Genomic DNA, 18,524 nt, shown 5'->3' on the forward strand with positions numbered 1-18,524 from the left:
CTTTTTCGGGGCCACAGGCTACAGCCAAGGCAGACGTGCGGCGATTTCCAAGCAATTTCCAATTGTGGGGATCCTTGGAGCTACGCCCAACCGGCTTCAGGGAGAAGGTCGACCTCCTCGGTGGTTTTAATGGCCTCTTCCGGTCGAGGTGTGGCTTCTTGGCAGCGCTCCATGGCTTGAAGAAGCAGGGCTTCCCCTTCCTGCACCGTCTCAATGCGACAGAGGAGAGCACGGAATTGAGAGGCTCCGGCAAAGTCTTTGATGTACCAAGTCATGTGCTTGCGGGCCTGACGGATGCCACGTTCTCCCTTGTACTCCCAGAGACCGCGCAGATGCTCTAAGGCCATTTGAATCCGCTCCAGGGGAGTGGGGGCCGGTCTTTCTTGACCGGTTTTCAGGAAGTGATCGATTTCCCCCACCAGAAAGGGATAGCCCATGGTGCCGCGGGAGCACATCACCCCATCGGCTCCGGTTTCCTCCAAACACTTCACCGCTGCGGCTGTCGAGAAAATATCCCCATTGGCGATGACGGGAATGCGCAGGTGCTGTTTGACGCGGCGGATCCAGTCCCAGCGGGCTTTGCCGTTGAAGCCTTGGGCGCGTGTTCGGGCATGCAGGGTGAGCAGTTGCGCCCCTGCCTCCTGCAGACGGTGGGCAAAATCCAAAATGTTGATCTCCTGATCTGACCAGCCCAGGCGCGTTTTCACGGTTACGGGCACCTCCACTGCGTTGGCCACCGCCTCCACAATTCGCGCTGCCGTGTCGGGATCGCGAAGCAGAGAAGAGCCGCCGCCGTTTTTGGTAATCTTGTTCACCGGGCAGCCCATGTTGATGTCCACCAAGGTCGCCCCTTCGTCCACAGCCATGCGGGCTGCTTCCGCCAGAAAGTCGGGCCGACAATCAAACAGTTGGATGCCAATAGGCTGCTCTCCCTCGCCAACCTCCATGATGCGGGGCAACTGGCGGGCATAGCGCAAGCCGGTCGCGCTGACCATTTCCGTGTAGACCAAGCTGTGGGGGGCAAAACGGCGTACCAGCCCTCGAAAGACCTGGTCGGTTACCCCTGACAGTGGCGCCTGAAAGACGCGGCTCAAAACTTTTACCCCGCCGATATTGAGGGGCTGGGACAAGCGGGCTTGGAGTTCCGGCGAAAGCTGCAGGCCCATCGGGATCCGGAGAAGGCTATCCCTCTTTGTTGACAAAGTAAAGAAGACCCATGATGCGCGCTCGTTTGATCGCGGCGGTGAGCTCCCGCTGTTGTTTGGCAGTCAGGCCGGTGATGCGGCGGGGCAAGATCTTGCCTCGCTCGGTAACAAATTTCTTGAGCAGCTCCACATCGGTGTACCTAATGGGCTCTCCCGGCTTAATGGGAGACAGGCGGCGGCGAGCGTAAACCATAGAGTAGGAGAACGGCGAAACGGCTTGAACTACTTAATCTCTTTGTGGACGGTGTGGCGGTTGCAGTGGGGGCAGAATTTCTTCAGCTCTAAGCGGGCTGTTGTGTTGCGGCGGTTTTTGGTGGTGGTGTAGCGGTTCACGCCTGGAGAGCGCTTGTTGACGTTGGTGCGGCACTCCGTACACTCCAGAGTAATGATGATGCGGGCACCCTTTGCTTTGGCCATGACGGATCCCAAGACGAAGGTAAACGGCAATGAGGAAACTGCAATCCCAGATCCTGAGGCTGGAGATGGGGGTTTACCTCGATAAGCGCGATCACCAATTATCCAACTTTTCCTTGACGGAATCAACCCAAGTTTTCACTTGCTTGCCCGTTTGTTGCCGTAGGCTACGGGCGTTGCGATCCACATCTTTGCTCAGGCGCTGCAACTGCTTGGACAGATCCCGCACGGTGTCATTGCGCTGGGCTTGGCGCAGCAGGTCGCGAGCAGCCGATTTGACGTCGTCAGCAGCGTCCCCCTCTAGGATGTCCTGCAAAAACTGCAGGACTTTTTCATCCAGGTGATAGCCCCGCTCCGCTTCCACGACCAGGGTGCGTCCAGCCCGGTCGTGAATGGTTTGGCGTTTTTCCTTGTCGAAGACGGCAAACAGCCCATCCGCAGCCAGAGGCACCAGCAGGGCCTCCGTGAGCACAAAGAGGGAGAGCACTCCCTCTCGAGCCAGAGAGCGAACCAGGTGCGGCGAGGCTTCGGTTTCGGGATCCAGGGTTTTGATGTTCAGCAGCCATTTGCCGAGGCTTTGGCCCTCAGGGCGGGACTGGAAATAGCCGCGGTTCACCAGCCAGGTGGCGAAGAAGGCGAGATAGCCGGTCATGTCCACGGCGCCTGCATTGGCCCCTACCAGAGCAGCCAAGCCTTGGGCTAGGTAGGAGATCCCCAGCCCCAGCCCAAAGTCGAGGGCAAAGGCCCCAATTCGTTTGCTCCAGGGAGCCAATTTTGGCAGGGGTTCTCCCTCAGCAGCCGTTTGCGGGGCTGGCCGCTCGGCTTGAACCGGGGGCAGAGAAGTGGCAGGGGGCAAAGCGCTGAAGGTTCGCCACTCGCCAGCACTTTGATCCAGTTGTTCGGTTTTGGGCCGCTCTGGAAATTGGGGGCGTTCGGGGTAAGGTCTGGGATCCGTCATTGCCGGTTGAGACAGTCAGTTCTACCATTCTAGCGAGGCAAGCCCACACCCACCGGCAGAGGGGACGGGCTGCGACGGGGGATCTCGTAGGTCAGCCGATCGCGGGCCAGCAGGGTATTGGGAAAAATGGCCTGAGCTTCTGCCAGCAGGTCTTCCAAGGTAATGGGGGCCTCTGGGGTGTAGCGGGGGCTGAAGTGGGTGAGGATTAGGGCTTGAGCTTTGGCTTCGGCGGCCACTTGGGCGGCCATGGCGGCGGTGGAATGCTTAGAGCGGCGGGCCAGCTCCAAGTCAGCCTGAGCGTAGGTAGCCTCGTGGATGACCAGATCCGCAGCCCGGGAGAGATCAACAGCATTGCGGCAGAAAATCGTGTCGGTGCAGTAGGAGAATTTGCGGCCCGGAATGGGATCCCCGACATAATCCCGTCCGTGAAAGCAGCGGCCCTGCCAGATGATGGATTGGCCGGCCTTGAGCTGCCCATACAGAGGGCCAAAGGGGATCCCATCGGCTTGGGCTTTGGCTGCATTGAAGCTGCCTGGCCGATCCTGTTCCACCACGCGGTAGCCGAAGGCGGGCACCCGGTGATCCAAGGGCGCGCAGAAGACGGAGTATTCCGGCTCTTGCAGGATGAGACCGGTTTCGACGGTGTGAACGCGGAAGCCGTAGGGGATGCGCGTCTCGCTGTAGCGCAACACGGCCTTCAGGTACTCTTCCAGGCCCGGCGGGCCGTAGATATCGATGTGCTCAGGGGTGCTGCCCAAGCCACAGGAGGCCAACAGCCCCGGCAGGCCGTAGATGTGATCCCCGTGCATGTGGGTGATAAAAATGCGGCGCAACTGGCTGGGGCGCAGCTCGTCTAGGCGCAGCAACTGGTGCTGGGTGCCCTCGCCGCAATCGAACAGCCACCATTCCGACCGCTGGGGAAACTGCACCGCCACCCCGGAGACGTTGCGCTGGCGGGTGGGCATGCCGGAGCTGGTGCCCAAAAAGGTGATCCGAATGGCGTTGGGATCTGTCACAGGGGCAAGACCTCAAGGATTGGGATCCCTAGCTTACCAATTGCTCTCGCTGGCCGAGAAAAAACCCTTGATAGGATGGGGAGTAGAACGTACCCTTGAGCCTTCTCGTCATGATCACCCTGACCGACAGCGCCATCCAAGAGTTGAAGCGCCTGCGCAGCAAGTACGAAAAAGAGGGATCCCAGCCCATCCTGCGTCTAGGGGTCAAGCCGAGCGGCTGCTCTGGCCTCTCTTACGTAATGAACTTCGAGTCTCGGGCCAACCCTGACGATCATACCTTCGACTTTGGGGATATCCAGGTGGCGGTGGATCCCTTGAGTATGACCTTGATCAGCGGCACCACCGTCGACTTTTCCGAGGATCTGCTGGGCGGTGGCTTCCGCTTCAAGAACCCCAACGCAGTCGCCAGTTGTGGGTGTGGCACCTCCTTTGCCACTGCTGAGACTGCTGCTGTCGTTGGTCACTAAAGTCTCAATCGCTGCCTCCCACCCGCCTTTGGGCGTCAACGGTTGGAGGGCTCTAGGCTGGGCAGCCAAAGGACAAACCAAGTCCATCCCTTCTGGCTGGTGACCCGGATTTGGCCCTGCAGATACTTCACCCACTGCTTCACCAAGGCCAGTCCAAGGCCGCTGCCCGGTTGCGCCCAGGGATCCTCAGAAGGCACACGGTAAAAGCGTTCGAAAAGGTGGGGCAGGTGTTCAGGCTCGATTTGGGCGGTATTGCCGACTCTTAACTCAACCCCACCGGGAAAGGCTTGCCCCTCTAAGCGGAGGGTTCCGCCCGGCTGGGTGAACTTGCAGGCATTTTCCAGCAGTTCCTTCAGGATCAGGGTTAGCCGCTGCGGGTAGCTGTAGAGCACTGCCGGGAATGAGGTCGGCTCTGCCATCTCCAGCTTCAGTTGCCGAGCCTGAGCCCGTTCTCGCACCCCGTCGAGCAGGCTTGTGCAAAGGCTGTGGAGATCGATGGCGGCAGCCGCAGAGCTCAACTCTTTGGCTTCCAGGCCCTGCAGATCCAGCAACTTGTTGATCAGCTCAATTTCAGCCTGACACTCTTCCAAAGCGATGCGGTGGTATTGGCACTGCTTCTCGTTGAGAGAAGTGCGGCCCAACAGTTCCAGGGCCAGCTTGATCTTGGTGAGGGGGGTGCGCAGCTCGTGGGAAACGCTGGCCAGAAAGCTATCCTTAAGGCGGTTGAGCTGCTGCAGATCCTGCACCTGGCAGGCCAGCTGGGCGGTACGTTCCTGCACTTTGGCTTCTAGGGCTTGGTTAAGTTCCCGCAGGTGGCGTTGGGCTTGGCTGGCCTGGATCAGGTGGCGGATGCGCCGCTTCAAAACCGACCAGCGAATGGGTTTGGAAATGTAATCGCTGGCCCCGGCAGCAAAGGCTTCATCCACGCAGGACTCATCTTCCAGCGCCGTGACGATGAGAATGGGCAGATCCGAGTTTTGAGCATGGAGGCGGCGACAGCACTCAAACCCATCCACATCCGGCATGACCGCATCCAGCAAGACCATATCCACTGGGTGTTGAGCGGCTAGCTGCAGACAGACTTCGCCGCTGCTGGCTTCCAGGACTTGGTAGCCTTCTCGCTCAAGGGCGTAGCGAATCAAGAGTCGCTGGCTGGGCTCATCGTCCGCGATCAACAACAACGGCTTCTTTTCAGGCGAGGGGGATCCCGCCTGGGCCTCAGGAACCGCCGGCGAGCTGGGCGGAGGGTGGGGATTGGGCCTCAGCATAGGCATTGAGAGGAGAGGGAGAAAGGCTCTGCACTCAGAGACTAAGGATAACTTGCCGATATGCCACTTCCAGCTTCTGCACGGCTTGCTCTATAGTGTCCCATTTTACAGAACTGGCTGGCTCGGCATGAACCAGCTTTTCCAACTGCTGACACAGCTCGGCCAGACGTTTGGCGCCCAGGGTGCTGCTGCCGCCTTTGAGGCGGTGGGCCAACCGAGCAATGGCTTGGGGATCCCGCTGCTCTAGGGCCTGCCGCAGGGATCCCAATAGAGCTTCGCTGTCCTGCCGGTAGGTTTGGATCATCTCCTGCCAGGCTTCTGGAGAGCTGAAGACTGCCCGCATCTGGGCGAGGATAACGGGGTCGAGGGGCGGATCCTCTTCTTGGCTGGCCGGGATGGGAAGGGGAAGGGATCCCTGAAGAACCCGGACTAGGGCGGCTGGCTCCAAGGGTTTGGTGAGGTAGCCATCCACCCCGGCAGCTTCGGCGGCAGCACGGCCTTCCGAAAACACATTGGCCGTGAGGACAACAATGCGAGGCTGGCGCTCAGGAGGCAGTTCAGCGCGGATGCGACGGGTGGCCGCAAGACCATCCAGCTCCGGCATTTGCATATCCATCAACACCAGATCGTAGGGTCGCAGGCGCAGAGCTTGGACGGCTTCCAGACCGTTGCCGACTATGTCGGGCCGGTAGCCCAATCGCTCCAGCATGAGGCGAATCACCTTCTGGTTAACCGGGTTATCCTCTGCCACCAGGATCTGCAGTGGGTAGCGGCTGGCCAGGGTCGCGTCCCAAATGGAGGGAGGAGCGGCGGGAGAGGAAGATAAGGAGGAAGGAGCTTTTTCTCCCACAAGCCCCAGCAGCAGCTTCCGCAGTTGGGAGGCTTTGACCGGCTTGGCCAAAGTGGGGAGAGGGTCTGCTGTGGAGATGAAGTTGCGCCCCGTCAGCACCATGGGCAACAGGTGGGGTTGCGCTTTCCGCAGGTTAGCCGCCAAGGTTAGGCCATCCTGGCCTGGCAGAGTGGCATCCAGCAGGGCTAGGTCAAAAGAATGGGTTCTAGCTGCAGCCTGGGCTTCTGCTGCCAAGGCGCAACAGGTTACCTCCATGCCCCAAGCGCTCAGCAGTCGGGATAGCAACTGCCGTTGGCTGGCGTTATCTTCCACCAGCAAAACCCGCTTGCCGGCCAAGCACGGATCCGGTGCGGCGGTTGGCAACAGCTCCTGGTCTGGCCTCTTTAGGGGGATGCGAAAGCGAAAAGTGGATCCCTGGCCCGGCTGACTTTCCACCCCGATTGCTCCCCCCATGAGCTGGCAGAGACGCTGGCTGATGGCCAAGCCCAGGCCGGTGCCCCCAAACTGGCGGCTGATGGAGCTATCCACCTGGCTGAAGGGCTTGAAGAGGCGATCCAATTTTTCGGGGGGAATGCCAATGCCTGTATCCCGCACCTGAACGTTGACCCATTGCTTTTCAGGATCCCTCTCCCCGGCCTCGACGGTCACCACCACCTCTCCCTGGGGGGTGAACTTGATGGCGTTGCTGAGCAGATTGGCCAGGATTTGGCGCAGCCGGTTGGGATCCCCTATCAAGGTTGGCGGCAGGCTGGGATCCACCCAAGCCACCAGTTCCAGATCCTTGCTCTGGGCTTGGGCGGCCATCAAATCCAGCAGCTCTTCCACCAACTGCGGCAAGGAAAAGGGTATTTCCTCCAGTTCCAGTTTTTGGGACTCGATCTTGGAGAAATCGAGGATGTCGTTGATTAGGTTCAGCAGCACCTCGCCTCCATAGCGGATGGTCTGTACCCAATCCTGCTGCTGCGGATCCAAGGAGGTGTCCAGGAGTAGACTGGTCATCCCCAAAATGGCGTTGATGGGGGTGCGGATCTCGTGGCTGATGGTGGCCAGGAACTCGCTCTTGGCGCGGCTGGCGGCTTCGGCAGCTTCCTTGGCTGCTTTCATCTGCTCTTCTGCCAGCTTGGCTACGGTGATATCCCGTCCGGCGGCGTAGAACAGGGATCCGGCCAAAGAGGCTCGCCACTCGATGAAACGATAGCTGCCGTCCTGGGTGCGGTAGCGGTTGACAAAGTGATCCAGCCGTTTCTCTTCGATAAGCTGCTGCATGGCCGCCTGCGTGGCGGGGACATCTTCCGGGTGAACCCACTCCAAAAAGGGTCGGCTCTGCAGCTCCTGCAAAGAATAGCCCAGGGTGGTCTCCCAGGCTCGGTTGAGACGGCGAAAGTACCCTTGGGCATCGGCAATGCAAAGCAAATCCAGAGCCACCGAGAAAAACTGCTCCAGCTCCGCTTCTGCCGACTTGCGGGCAGTGATGTCCACCGCGGTAAACACCCAACACGGGATCCCGCGCAAGACAAGGGGCTGCACAAACACGTCTTCCCAGACAACTCGGCCATCCTGCCGCTGCCAGTGCCACTCAAAGCGGGCGGATCCCTGCTGGCGGGCTTGCTCCAAGTAGGACTGCAGCGAGAACTCCCCGCCCCGAAGAGCCTGGCGATAGGGAGACTGCTCGGAAGCGTCGAAGGCCCGCAGCTCCTCCAGGCTGGAGAAGCCATAGGCCGAAATGGCTTGGGAGTTGGCCTCCAGGATCTCGCCGGTCTCGGCATGGCGGATGAGGATGGCCACAGCGGCATTCTCGAACAGCGCCCGGAACTTCTGCTCGCTTTCCTGGACGGCCTGCTGGGATCGCACCCTGTCGGTTACATCGCGGACGATCACCACCACCTCTTGGGGGTTGAGGGGCACAATGCGCACCTCTTCGTGGCGGGTCTCTCCTTGAATCTCAATGCTTTGGTCGTAGCGCTGCCGCGTCTGGGTAGCTATAGCCTGCTGAACAAAGAAAAGCCGCCGCTCGGCCAACTCCGGTGGCAAAAGCTCCTGCAGGGATCGGCCCACGTAGGTGTCGGGTGAGCTATAGGGAACAACCTCGCCCCCCCAGACAAAGCTCAAGCAAATGCCCTGGCTATCCAGGCGGAAGATCAAGTCGGGAATGGCTTCTAGAATGGCTCGCTGCACTTGTTCAGCGGCTTTCAAGGCCAGCTCCGCCTGCTTGGCTTCTGTAATATCCCGCACGATTGCCAGGACTTCCTGGCTGTTGAGAGGGACAATGCGGGCCTCTTCGTAGCGTACCTCCCCTTGAACTTCAATGCTGTACTCGTAGCGCTGTTGGGTTTGGGTGGCCAGGGCTTGCTGAACATAGAAAAGCCGCTGCTCGGCCAGCGCTGGCGGCAGAATCTCCTGGAGGGATCGACCTAAGTGGCGCTCTGCTGGGCAGTCAAGATGGACATCGCCGCCGGAAATAAAACTCAGGCAGATGCCCTGGCGATTCAGGCGAACAATAAGGTCGGGGATGGCTTGGAGAATGGCCCGCTGGGTGGCTTCCATTTCTCTAAGGGCCAACTCCGCCTGTTTCCGCTCGGTGATATCTCGCACCAGGATGTAAACTTTGTCTCTCCCGTGAGCGACAACGCAGGCTCTCCGATAGCAGCGGATCCCCGGCTCAATCTCAACTTCGTACTCTAGGTACTGCGGCGTCTGGCTGACCAAGGCCCCCTCCGCCAGAGATGGATACTGCTCTTTCAGCGAGCCAGTAAACACGTCTTGGGCGCGGCAACCCACGTAAAACTCAGGCGGATGTCGGGTGGGAACGTAAGGGGAAGGCTTGCAATGAAGAATGACTCCCTCGGCGCTGAGCTCAAAAATCAAGTCGGGAATGGCCTCGTAGAGGGCGCGGTAGCGAGACTCGCTTTCCTGTAGAGCCCGCTCCATCTTGACCCGCTCGCTGATGTCGCGGCTGGTGATGAGGATCCCATCGCCCACCGGCACCACTTGGTGATGGATCCAACTGGCCTTCAAGCCCGGCTGCCCCGAAATGGGGAACTCCTCTTCCAGAGGAATGCCGGTTTCCACCACTCGCTTGTATTTCTCAAAAAAGCCCCCCCAGCGGTTGATGGGCAGCAGCTCGCACAGCCGCTGGCCGATGATCTGCCGGCGCTGGAGGGAAATGAGCTCTTCCCCCTTGGCGTTGACATCCACAAAGACAAAGTCGCGGATCTCGCGGGTAACGGGATCCCGCACCGCCTCCAGCAGGTAAATAGCATCCAAGCTGGCTTCCAAGGCTGCCCGAAAACGAGCCTCTGGGCTGGGGGTGCCTCTAGGAGGTTGGAAGGGAAATCTTCGAGAAAGGGATCCCAGGATCCCTCTGAAGACAGAAAGCGGCTGACTTTCCCCCAGGCTGACGCCAAGCAGCAGGAGAGCCAAGAAGAGGGATCCCAGCAGCCAAAAGGCAAGGCCAGAGGGATCCACCAGGCCCACCGTTTTCCCTACCGCCCATAGCTCTCTGTGCATAGAACCCAGAGATTCCTGCCCCCTTTCCACAGTATCCCAGCAAGTCTTTCCAGCTTATCTTGGAGGTCAAAAGGGGAAGCTCAGCTAACTTGCGGAAATGGCCTCTATGCAATGGGCAGGATTCCTCAAGAGTGGCTTTTTGGGGAAATGAGTCTTGGCTCAAAGCTTTGTTTCTGGGTGCAGTAGGGAGAGAGACTCTTTATTGTGAAGATGCTTTATTGTGAAAAATAATTGTGAAGATTCAGCGGGATCCCTTGCGCCAGCGGCAATAGAGTTTTTCCAACTCCACCCAGACCATAACCACGGTGCTAGAGCCCAAGCAGATCAAAAGTTCAGTGCGGGTTAGCTCCTCTGTGCCAAAGAAGCTGCGCAAGAAAGGCACATAGAGCAGAGCCAATTGCAAGAGCAGAGTGGTCAGGACCGCGCCCAGCAGGTAGGGGTTGGAAAAAGGGTTGGTCTCGATGGTGAGCTTCTCGTTGGAGCGCACGGCCAGCGCATGGCCCATCTGGGCGATACACAGGGTGGTGAGGACCATCGTGCGCCAGTGGGGGATGTAGGCTTCCACAATGGCCATCATGAGGATTGTGGAGATGGCAAAAACCACGCCGATGCGCACCATGTAGGCTCCCAGCCCCTGGGCGAAGATGCTCTCTTTGGGGTTGAAGGGGGGGCGCTGCATCACCCCTGGCTCCGCCGGTTCCAAAGCCAAGGCCAGAGCGGGCAGGCCATCGGTCACCAGGTTCATCCACAGGATCTGTAGGGGCGTCAGCGGCACATCCCCCAAGCCCAGGATGGGGGCAGCAGCCACTGTCAGCACCTCACCGATGTTGCTGCCCAAAATGTACTTCACAAAGCGGCGGATGTTGCTGTAAACCACTCGCCCTTCTTCAATGGCTGCCACGATGGTGGCGAAGTTGTCGTCCAGCAGCACCATATCGCTGGCCTCTTTGCTCACATCGGTGCCCGTGATGCCCATGGCAATGCCGATATCCGCTTGGCGCAGGGCAGGGGCGTCGTTGACCCCATCCCCGGTCATGGCCACGAACTCGTTTTGCTTTTGCAAGGCCTGGACAATGCGCAGCTTGTGCTCGGGGGCGACGCGGGCATAGACCCTGACGGTTTGTACCGTTTGCAGCAGCTCCTCGAAACTCAAGCGGGAGAGGGTACGCCCGTCAATCGCCTGATCCTCCGACTCGAGAATGCCCAGCTGGCGGGCAATGGCAACAGCTGTCAGTTGGTGGTCGCCGGTAATCATCAACGTGCGGATCCCGGCTTCTCGGCAGCGGGCCACGGCCTCTCGCGCCTCTGGTCGCGGAGCATCGTGCATCCCCACCAAGCCCAGCCAAACCAGGTTGTGCTCCACCTCTTCCCCGTTGTCCGGGATCCGCTCTAGCCTCTGGGTGGCTACCCCCAGAACCCGGATACCTTGGGCGGCCAGGCGGTTGTTGGTGCCGAGGATGGCTTGGCGATCGGTTTCCGACAGCTCCTGCCAAGTGCCCCCTTTCTGGATGCGATCACACCGCTCTAGCACCAGCTCTGGGGATCCCTTGGTGTAGACGCAGTAGCCGCCGTTTTCTTGGATCACCACGCTCATGCGTTTTCGTTCCGAGCTGAAGGGGAGCTCCTGCACCCGTGGGTAGCGCTCCTGTAAAGAGCCTTTGTGGAGGTTGGCCTTGGCGGCTGCCACCAGCAGGGCGGCCTCGGTGGGATCCCCCAGGATGGACCAGGTGGGCGTTGAAGGGGGGGAAGAAACTGCAGACCGAGGGTTACGCCCGGCAACAGGTTGGAGACTGGCCTGCAACAGGGCATCGTTGCAGAACACCACGGCCCGCAAGATGGCCTGCAGATCCGGGGCGCTCCCGGGATCTATGGGCTGGCCGCCGCAGTAGAAGGATCCCTTGGGAATGTAACCGCTGCCGCTGACGTGGTAATGGCGGTCGGGGGTAACGATGTCGGTCACCACCATTTTGTTTTCCGTGAGGGTGCCGGTTTTGTCGGAGCAGATGGTGGTCACGGATCCCAGGGTCTCCACTGCCGGCAGGCGGCGGATGAGGGCATGGCGGCGCACCATGCGTTGGGTGCCAATGGCCAGGGTGACAGTGATAACCGCGGGCAGCCCCTCTGGTACCACGGCCACGGCCATGCTCAAGGAGGTTTCCAGAAGCGAGGTGAAAGGGGCCATGCTCCCGGCTTGCAGCAGCCCTATCCCCACCACCAAGGCCACCAAAGCCAGGGATCCCGACACCAGCACATTGCCCAGTTGGCTCATGCGCCGCTGCAGGGGAGTGGGCTCGTTTTCCACCGTTTGTAGCAGCTTCGCCACCTTGCCCAGCTCCGTGTTCATGCCGGTGGCAGTAACCAAGAGGATCCCTCGCCCCTGAATCACTTCGGTGCCCATGAAGGCCATGTTGCGCCGTTCCCCCAGCTCGATGTCCGGCGGGAGTACGCAATCTGCCTGTTTGGTTACAGGGGTGGCTTCTCCGGTCAAAGCTGCTTCCCGCACCTGCAGGTTCACGGCCTCGGCCAAGCGCCCATCGGCTGGGATCTGTACCCCGGCTTCCAGCAGCACGCGATCCCCCGGCACCAGTTGGCTGGCTGGAACTTCTTGCCACAGGCCATCCCGCTCCACCCGCACAGTAGGGGAGGCCAGTTTTTTCAGGGCCGCCAGCGCTTTTTCCGCCCGACTTTCTTGCAAATAGCCCAGGCCACCGTTAAGGCCAACGATCAACAAAATGGCCAGGGCATCTTTGGGAAACTCGCCTTCTTGCAAGTCCAAAGTGGCTGAGATCGCCGCTACGGCGATCAGCATCAGCAGCATGATGTTGCGGAATTGATCCAGCAGGACTTGCCAGGAGCTACGGCCAGAAGTGGTGATCAGCTCATTGGGGCCATATTGCCGCTGCCTCTGGATCACCTGCTGAGTGGTGAGGCCACGATCGGGATCGGTCTGCAACTTCTGGATGGCAGCGGCGAGGGTGAGGCTATGCCAGGCAGGAACAGAAGCAAGGGGGGATCCATCCGGTGGGATCATCGCGACCACTCGAGGGTTCTTGCCGCATTTTGACATACTCCCCGCCCTCGAGGGGGAGGATTCTTGTCATCTCCCCAGTTGTTCGGGCCATAGCTCTTCTAGCGCCAGCGGCTGGGATCATCTTCAGAGCGCCAAGCCCACGACGAGGATCGAACTCGTGACCTCCCCCTTACCAAGGGGGTGCTCTACCACTGAGCCACGTGGGCAAAGCCGATGGTGGGCCGAGTTGGATTCGAACCAACGTAGGCGTAAGCCAGCGGATTTACAGTCCGCCCCCTTTAACCCCTCGGGCATCGACCCGTTGACACCGGTCTTTCATCATAGCAGAAGGTGTTGCGTAAGTCAGACACACTCCCACTGTGCCAATTGTCAGCCATCTCAAAACCGAGGAGTCAGAGTCGAAGCGGAACGAGGCAGCCCCAGAGCTGGGTATAAAGGGATCGGGTTAGAGCTGGGCACTTTTCAAGACAAACTGAATAAGGAACTTGATATCGTTTAAGACAGTTTTCTGACTCCTGACCATGATTTCGACCCTCGGCACTCCCACCCATCCAGAGCAGACCCTTTCCCCCAACCAGTCTTTGCGCCCCTTGACCAGCCGTATCAACAGCCGGGGGCACTTGGAAATTGGGGGGTGCGACGTGGTGGAGCTGGTGCGCCAGTTTGGATCCCCTCTCTACATCCTGGACGAATGGACGCTGCGCCGCGCCTGCCAGCTTTACCGTGACACCTGGGCCCGCTGCTACGCCGGGGGATCCCGGGTTTTGTACGCCACGAAAGCCTGGAATTGCCTGGCCATCTGTGCATTGGCGCTGCAAGAAGGGCTGGGGTTGGATGTGGCTTCTGGCGGGGAGCTGTACACGGCCCTGCAGGCGGGGGCCAAAGGTGAAGATCTCTATCTGCACGGCAACGCCAAGTCTCTCGACGAGCTGAACTTGGCCCTGGAGACGGGCTGTACTTTGGTGGTCGATAGCCTGTACGAACTGCAGCAGGTGTCGGCCCTGACCACGCCCGCACGGCCAGCGCGGCTGCTCCTGCGGGTTAACCCTGGTATTGACGTCCACACCCACGAGTACATCCGCACCGGACAAACCGACAGCAAATTCGGCATCGGCCAATGGCAACTGCCGGAAGTGTTTGACTTTTTGGCAGCCCATCCCCAACTGCAGTGCGTTGGGCTCCATGCCCACATTGGGTCACAGATTTTTGATCTACAGGGCCACCGCGACCTGGCGGGGGTGCTGGCCCAGATCTGGCGGCAAGGGCTGGGCAGAGGGTTGCCCCTACAAGAGCTGAATGTGGGTGGGGGCCTGGGGATCCGCTATATCGAATCCGATGATCCCCCCTCCATCCCGGAGTGGGTGGAAACTGTGGCAACGGCGGTGCAACAAGCCTTTGCCCAGTCCGGGATCCCTTTGCCCAAGGTGCTCTGCGAGCCCGGACGATCTGTGATTGGGCCGGCTGCCGTGACCGCCTACACCCTGGGAGGGCAAAAGCGGATCCCTCCCAGCGATGACCTGCCCCAAGGACGCACCTACATCACCATCGACGGTGGTATGTCCGACAACCCCCGCCCGATCACCTATCAAGCCCGCTATACCGCCCTTCTGGCCAACCGACCAGAGGCAGAGGCCACGCAGCGGGTAACGGTGGCCGGCAAGCACTGCGAGTCGGGGGATGTGCTGTTGAAGGATGTGCTTCTGCCCGCCCCAATGGCAGGAGAAGTGTTGGTGGTTTTGGCGACGGGGGCCTACAACTACAGCATGGCTTCCAATTACAATCGCTTCCCTCGGCCAGCCGCGGTGCTGGTCAACGAGGGAGAGGCCCAGTTGATTGTGCGGCGAGAAACTTATGCCGACTTAATCCGTCAAGATGTCTTGCCAGAGCGGTTGCTGCGTTGAAGGGGAAGTTTGCCCATACCCATCTGGTCAGTAGAGGCACAGCCTTTCCTGGCAGCGCCGACCGCAGCCAACGCACCTCATGCGAGAAAGACTGGAAGACAGCCAGGAGGTGAGTGGTAGGCTGGTCTGGGGGCCGCAGTCCAACAGGGGTTCTGAGGTGCAGAACGGCACCAGGCAGAAGGTCCGCAATGAGGGGAGCGTGAACGGGGTTTTTCGCCATGCTGGCGGCCTTATGGGCTTGGCTACAGCAGTTTAACTTTCTCAGCCTCTTGGACTGGGCTCTGGCTGTCTTTCTGTTGGCTTTGGCTCTCTACTACACCCGCGAAAGTCGTGCTGGGGTGCTGGTGAGGGGATTTATAGTGCTGCTGGTGCTGTACCTGGCCACAGCCTCTCTCCCCTTGGTTCACCTGATCTTGGATCGCCTGCTCCTGGGCGCAGCTGTAGCCATGGGCGTGCTCTTTCAACCGGAGTTTCGCCGGCTGCTGGAGCAGTTGGCAAGAGCCATCCGCATGGAGTGGCCGAGCAACGCAGGCGATGACGAGGAGGATCCTGAGGAAGATTTGGTGGAAGAACTGGTGCAAGCAGTGCGAGAACTTTCCCAAAACCGCACAGGAGCGCTGATTGTGATTGAGCCGGAGCAACCAATTGACTCGCGGGTGTTTACCGACAAAGGAGTACCTCTCCAGGCGCGGGTGTCGCGGGAGATCTTGCAGACCATTTTCCAGACTTCAACTTTGTTGCATGATGGGGCTGTGGTCATCCATCGGAATCGCATTCGCGCAGCGGGGGTCATCCTGCCGGTTTCGGAGCGGGCCGCCTCCCGACAGCTGGGCACACGGCACCGCGCTGCGATGGGGATCACAGAGCAGACCAATTGCTTGTGTATTGTGGTCTCAGAAGAAACGGGATCCATTTCCCTGGCGGAGGGTGGGCGCATCGAGCGGCCTCTGACCAGTGCCAAGTTACACGAACTGCTGGTACAGCGGTTGCGCAATCCCCGCGATGCCAAAAAACGAGATGCTCCGCTAAAGGGATTGTGGGCCCACCCCTGGTTTCGCAATGGGCCGCTGCGCTGGTGGGGATCCCTTGCCGATCTGACTAAACTCTTTCGCAAACCTGAGAAAACCCTCCCGAAAGACTGATCCCCATGACCCTTTCTCCTGCCCATCTTCTGCAGTTGCCTGCCGACCTAGATCCGCAGTTGTTGCCCCGCCATGTGGCGGTGGTGATGGATGGCAACGGGCGTTGGGCGCAAAAACGGGGCTTACCCCGCAGTGTTGGGCATCAGCGAGGGGTAGCGGCCCTGAAGGAGCTGCTGCGCTGTTGTGATGACTGGGGGATCCCAGCCCTTACCGCCTATGCCTTCTCCACCGAGAACTGGGGCCGGGCCCGCGAGGAGGTGGATTTTCTCATGACTTTGTTCGAGCAGGTGCTGTGGCAGGAATTGGGGGAAATGGTGCAGCAGGGGGTGCGCATCCAGTTTGCCGGCCAGTTGTCGGCTCTGCCCCACTCTCTGCAGGAAACCATCGTGCATGCGGTGGCCTGCACCCAGCACAACAAGGGCATTTGCCTGACGGTGGCCCTCAACTACGGGGGACGACAGGAGATCCTACAAGCCTGCCGCTCCATTGCCACCTTGGTGCAGCAGGGGCTGCTGCAGCCGGATCAGATTGACGAGGCCCTCTTTTCCCAATTTCTCTACACCACCGGCTTATCGGATCCTGATCTGCTGATCCGTACCAGCGGCGAGATGCGCATCAGCAACTTCCTGCTCTGGCAGATGGCCTACACCGAGCAGTATTTCACCCCCATCCTCTGGCCGGATTTCGACCGAGCCGCTTTTCACCAAGCCTTGCTTAGCTATCAGTCGCGGCAGCGGCGGTTTGGCAGGTGAGGATGATCCCTGGTTGGATATCCGTTGCCAACCGGCAGCTAGCGCAGAAAGCTGGTCACCAACCACATCACCGTAAACGTGATCCCCACCAACAGCGCACCAGGAGCATCGCCACCGGTGAGAGGAAGGGCAATGCCGTAGGCCAACATCAGCCCCAGGCTCAGGCCCGCCAGGGCCAAGAGAAAAGCGCGAATGAAGCGGCGCTCTTTGCGGTACAGGAAATAGATACAAGCCATCAGCCCCAAGGCCAGTTGCAGCGAGGGGTACTCATCGGGAGCCAGGATAACCCAACCCCCCAGCCCACCCAGCAGCGCCGCAGGCCAGAGGGCATCGGCGGTAGAGGGGGTATCCAACCAGCGGCTGACCCAGGGGGGATTTTGGGCAGCAGGGCGAGGCAAACTCAGCTCCGGCTCAGGATGGGCAGCCCGTTGTTCGGCGTAGCGAATGCGATCGGGAACGGCGATTTTGCCCTCTTTGCGCAGGCGCAGGCGCTGCATCAGGATGGCATCGTAGGCTTGCTCCACCCGCTCTTGCTGCTGTTCATCGGCGCCCAAGCTGGCCAGGAGCCGAGCCCGCGCCGATTGAATCTCTTCAAAAGAGGCTTCTTCGCTAATTCCCAACACCTGATACGGACTCATCTCAGCCATAGCGACCAGCCCTGTAACTCTTTATCACCTTAACCCAGCCTGCCCGACCTTCGATCCGGCTACGTGACGGGGATCGACAACGGGGATTGAGTTGCCGCATTCCCCAAGGCTACGGATTTGGAGATGGAGGCAAGCTCCGTTTGTAGACATCGGGCCACATACTCAACCGCAGCGTAGGTGGTGGCTTTGCCAAGGCTAAGGCGAATGGATCCCAGCGCCTCGGCTTCTGAGTGGCCCATGGCCAAGAGGATGCGGCTGGGGATCAGTTGGCCGCTGCTACAGGCGGAGCCGGCGCTAATGGCGATCCCCTGGCGGCTTAGGGCCCTGACCAGCACATTCCCCGGGATCCCTGCGGCGCAGTAGCTGAGGTGGTGGGGCAAGCGCTGCTCCAAACGGACGGGGCCGGTCAGCCGCAAACCGGGCACCTCCGCTAGCAACTGGGCCAAATGCCGTTGCAATTGCCGCAGGCGGGCCGTTTCTTGAGATAGCTCTTGGGCCGCCAAAGCTGCCGCCACTCCCAAGCCGACAATGCCCGGGATCCCTTGGGTGCCAGCCCGCAGCCGCCGTTCTTGCCCGCCCCCCCGCAGCAGCGGTCGCAGCTCCACCCCTGGGCGCACGTACAGCGCCCCCACCCCCTGGGGCCCGTAGAGTTTATGCCCGGAAAGGGAGAGCAGATCCACCGGCAGTTGCGCCAGATCCAGCGGGATCCGCCCCACCGTCTGCACAGCGTCGGTGTGGAAGAGCACCCCCGCCTGGCGACAGATCTGACCCAGCTCTGCAATGGGCTGCAGGGATCCCACCTCATTTTGGCCGTGGACGATGGAGACCAAAACGGTATTGGGTTGCAGCGCCTGGATCAAAGTCTGGGGATCCACCTGGCCGGCGGCGTTCACCAGCAGACGGGTGACCTGCCAGCCTTGGGACTGCAACTGGCGGGCAGCATTCTCCACCGAGGCGTGCTCGACGCTGGAGATGATGAGATGTTGGGGAGTAGAGTAGCGCTGGGCCACCCCAAACAGGGCCAGGTTGTTGGACTCCGTCCCGCCTGAGGTAAACAGCAGCGCCTCCGGCTCACAGTTAAGCAGCTCGGCCACCTGCTGCCGCGCCCGCTCCATGGCCATGGCGGCCCGTTCTCCCCACCCGTGCAAGCTGGAGGGGTTGCCCCAGCTTTCCTGCATCGCCATCTGCATGGCCTCGATCACCTCAGGCCGAGGCGGAGTGGTGGCGCTGTGGTCAAAGTAGAGGGCAGGATCCAAACGCAACATGCCAGCTCGACCAGCCGGGGCTCCGTGTTCCTATCTTAAGATCCTTGGCCAGTGTTGCCCAACGCTGGCAGCAGCTTCCCCTTGTTGAGGCCAAACCCGCT

The 18,524-nt window shown here is 60.3% G+C and carries 14 protein-coding genes and 2 tRNA genes; 4 read left to right on the forward strand and 12 right to left on the reverse strand.

Annotated elements, in window-relative coordinates; all coding sequences use genetic code 11:
* Positions 1-80 precede the first annotated feature (80 nt).
* The 5 genes from dusB to rnz form a co-directional block, all read right to left on the reverse strand.
* Positions 81-1,166, reverse strand: coding sequence for a tRNA dihydrouridine synthase DusB (gene dusB, locus ACVWZJ_RS02665; RefSeq protein WP_414417759.1), 1,086 nt, complete (start codon positions 1,164-1,166; stop codon positions 81-83).
* A 16-nt stretch (positions 1,167-1,182) separates the two neighbouring features.
* A complete protein-coding gene (gene rpsR, locus ACVWZJ_RS02670) occupies positions 1,183-1,398 on the reverse strand; it encodes a 30S ribosomal protein S18 (protein ID WP_011433239.1) in 216 nt (71 codons plus the stop codon).
* A 29-nt stretch (positions 1,399-1,427) separates the two neighbouring features.
* Positions 1,428-1,622: a 50S ribosomal protein L33 gene (gene rpmG, locus ACVWZJ_RS02675; protein ID WP_011433240.1), complete on the reverse strand. Its 195-nt coding sequence runs from the start codon at positions 1,620-1,622 to the stop codon at positions 1,428-1,430.
* Positions 1,623-1,713: 91 nt separating this feature from the next.
* On the reverse strand, positions 1,714-2,577 hold the full coding sequence (locus ACVWZJ_RS02680) for an RDD family protein (protein ID WP_414375156.1): 864 nt from the start codon (positions 2,575-2,577) through the stop codon (positions 1,714-1,716).
* 29 nt (positions 2,578-2,606) lie between these two features.
* Positions 2,607-3,593: a ribonuclease Z gene (rnz, locus tag ACVWZJ_RS02685; RefSeq protein WP_457385202.1), complete on the reverse strand. Its 987-nt coding sequence runs from the start codon at positions 3,591-3,593 to the stop codon at positions 2,607-2,609.
* Between the two features lie 110 nt (positions 3,594-3,703).
* Here rnz and ACVWZJ_RS02690 point away from each other — a divergent pair, with 110 nt between their 5' ends.
* On the forward strand, positions 3,704-4,060 hold the full coding sequence (locus tag ACVWZJ_RS02690; RefSeq protein WP_457394480.1) for a HesB/IscA family protein: 357 nt from the start codon (positions 3,704-3,706) through the stop codon (positions 4,058-4,060).
* A 35-nt stretch (positions 4,061-4,095) separates the two neighbouring features.
* Here the strand turns inward: ACVWZJ_RS02690 and ACVWZJ_RS02695 are convergent, their stop codons facing one another.
* The 5 genes from ACVWZJ_RS02695 to ACVWZJ_RS02715 all read right to left on the reverse strand — a co-directional run bounded on the left by ACVWZJ_RS02695 (position 4,096) and on the right by ACVWZJ_RS02715 (position 13,016).
* On the reverse strand, positions 4,096-5,328 hold the full coding sequence (locus ACVWZJ_RS02695; RefSeq protein ID WP_457394432.1) for a hybrid sensor histidine kinase/response regulator: 1,233 nt from the start codon (positions 5,326-5,328) through the stop codon (positions 4,096-4,098).
* A gap of 34 nt (positions 5,329-5,362) precedes the next feature.
* Positions 5,363-9,685, reverse strand: coding sequence for a PAS domain S-box protein (locus ACVWZJ_RS02700; RefSeq protein WP_457394435.1), 4,323 nt, complete (start codon positions 9,683-9,685; stop codon positions 5,363-5,365).
* 241 nt (positions 9,686-9,926) lie between these two features.
* Positions 9,927-12,716, reverse strand: coding sequence for a cation-translocating P-type ATPase (locus ACVWZJ_RS02705; RefSeq protein WP_011433247.1), 2,790 nt, complete (start codon positions 12,714-12,716; stop codon positions 9,927-9,929).
* A gap of 134 nt (positions 12,717-12,850) precedes the next feature.
* A tRNA-Thr gene (locus ACVWZJ_RS02710) sits at positions 12,851-12,922 on the reverse strand.
* 8 nt (positions 12,923-12,930) lie between these two features.
* A tRNA-Tyr gene (locus ACVWZJ_RS02715) sits at positions 12,931-13,016 on the reverse strand.
* 221 nt (positions 13,017-13,237) lie between these two features.
* On the opposite strand from ACVWZJ_RS02715, the gene lysA reads away from it, so the two are divergent.
* From lysA to ACVWZJ_RS02730, 3 genes are all read left to right on the forward strand, one after another.
* Positions 13,238-14,617, forward strand: coding sequence for a diaminopimelate decarboxylase (gene lysA / locus ACVWZJ_RS02720; protein WP_011433248.1), 1,380 nt, complete (start codon positions 13,238-13,240; stop codon positions 14,615-14,617).
* A gap of 218 nt (positions 14,618-14,835) precedes the next feature.
* Positions 14,836-15,759 carry a diadenylate cyclase CdaA gene (cdaA, locus tag ACVWZJ_RS02725; protein WP_011433249.1) on the forward strand — a complete coding sequence of 308 codons (924 nt, stop codon included), beginning with the start codon at positions 14,836-14,838 and terminating at the stop codon, positions 15,757-15,759.
* A 5-nt stretch (positions 15,760-15,764) separates the two neighbouring features.
* Positions 15,765-16,511, forward strand: coding sequence for an isoprenyl transferase (locus ACVWZJ_RS02730; protein WP_011433250.1), 747 nt, complete (start codon positions 15,765-15,767; stop codon positions 16,509-16,511).
* 38 nt (positions 16,512-16,549) lie between these two features.
* Here ACVWZJ_RS02730 and ACVWZJ_RS02735 read toward each other — a convergent pair whose 3' ends face one another.
* Both ACVWZJ_RS02735 and ACVWZJ_RS02740 read right to left on the reverse strand, forming a co-directional pair.
* A complete protein-coding gene (locus ACVWZJ_RS02735; protein ID WP_011433251.1) occupies positions 16,550-17,149 on the reverse strand; it encodes a CPP1-like family protein in 600 nt (199 codons plus the stop codon).
* Positions 17,150-17,217: 68 nt separating this feature from the next.
* The gene (locus ACVWZJ_RS02740) at positions 17,218-18,423 is read right to left on the reverse strand and encodes a cysteine desulfurase family protein (protein ID WP_041436530.1); all 1,206 of its coding nucleotides are present in this window, start codon (positions 18,421-18,423) and stop codon (positions 17,218-17,220) included.
* Positions 18,424-18,524 lie beyond the last annotated feature (101 nt).

The sequence above is a fragment of the Thermostichus sp. OS-CIW-29 genome (assembly GCF_054058195.1).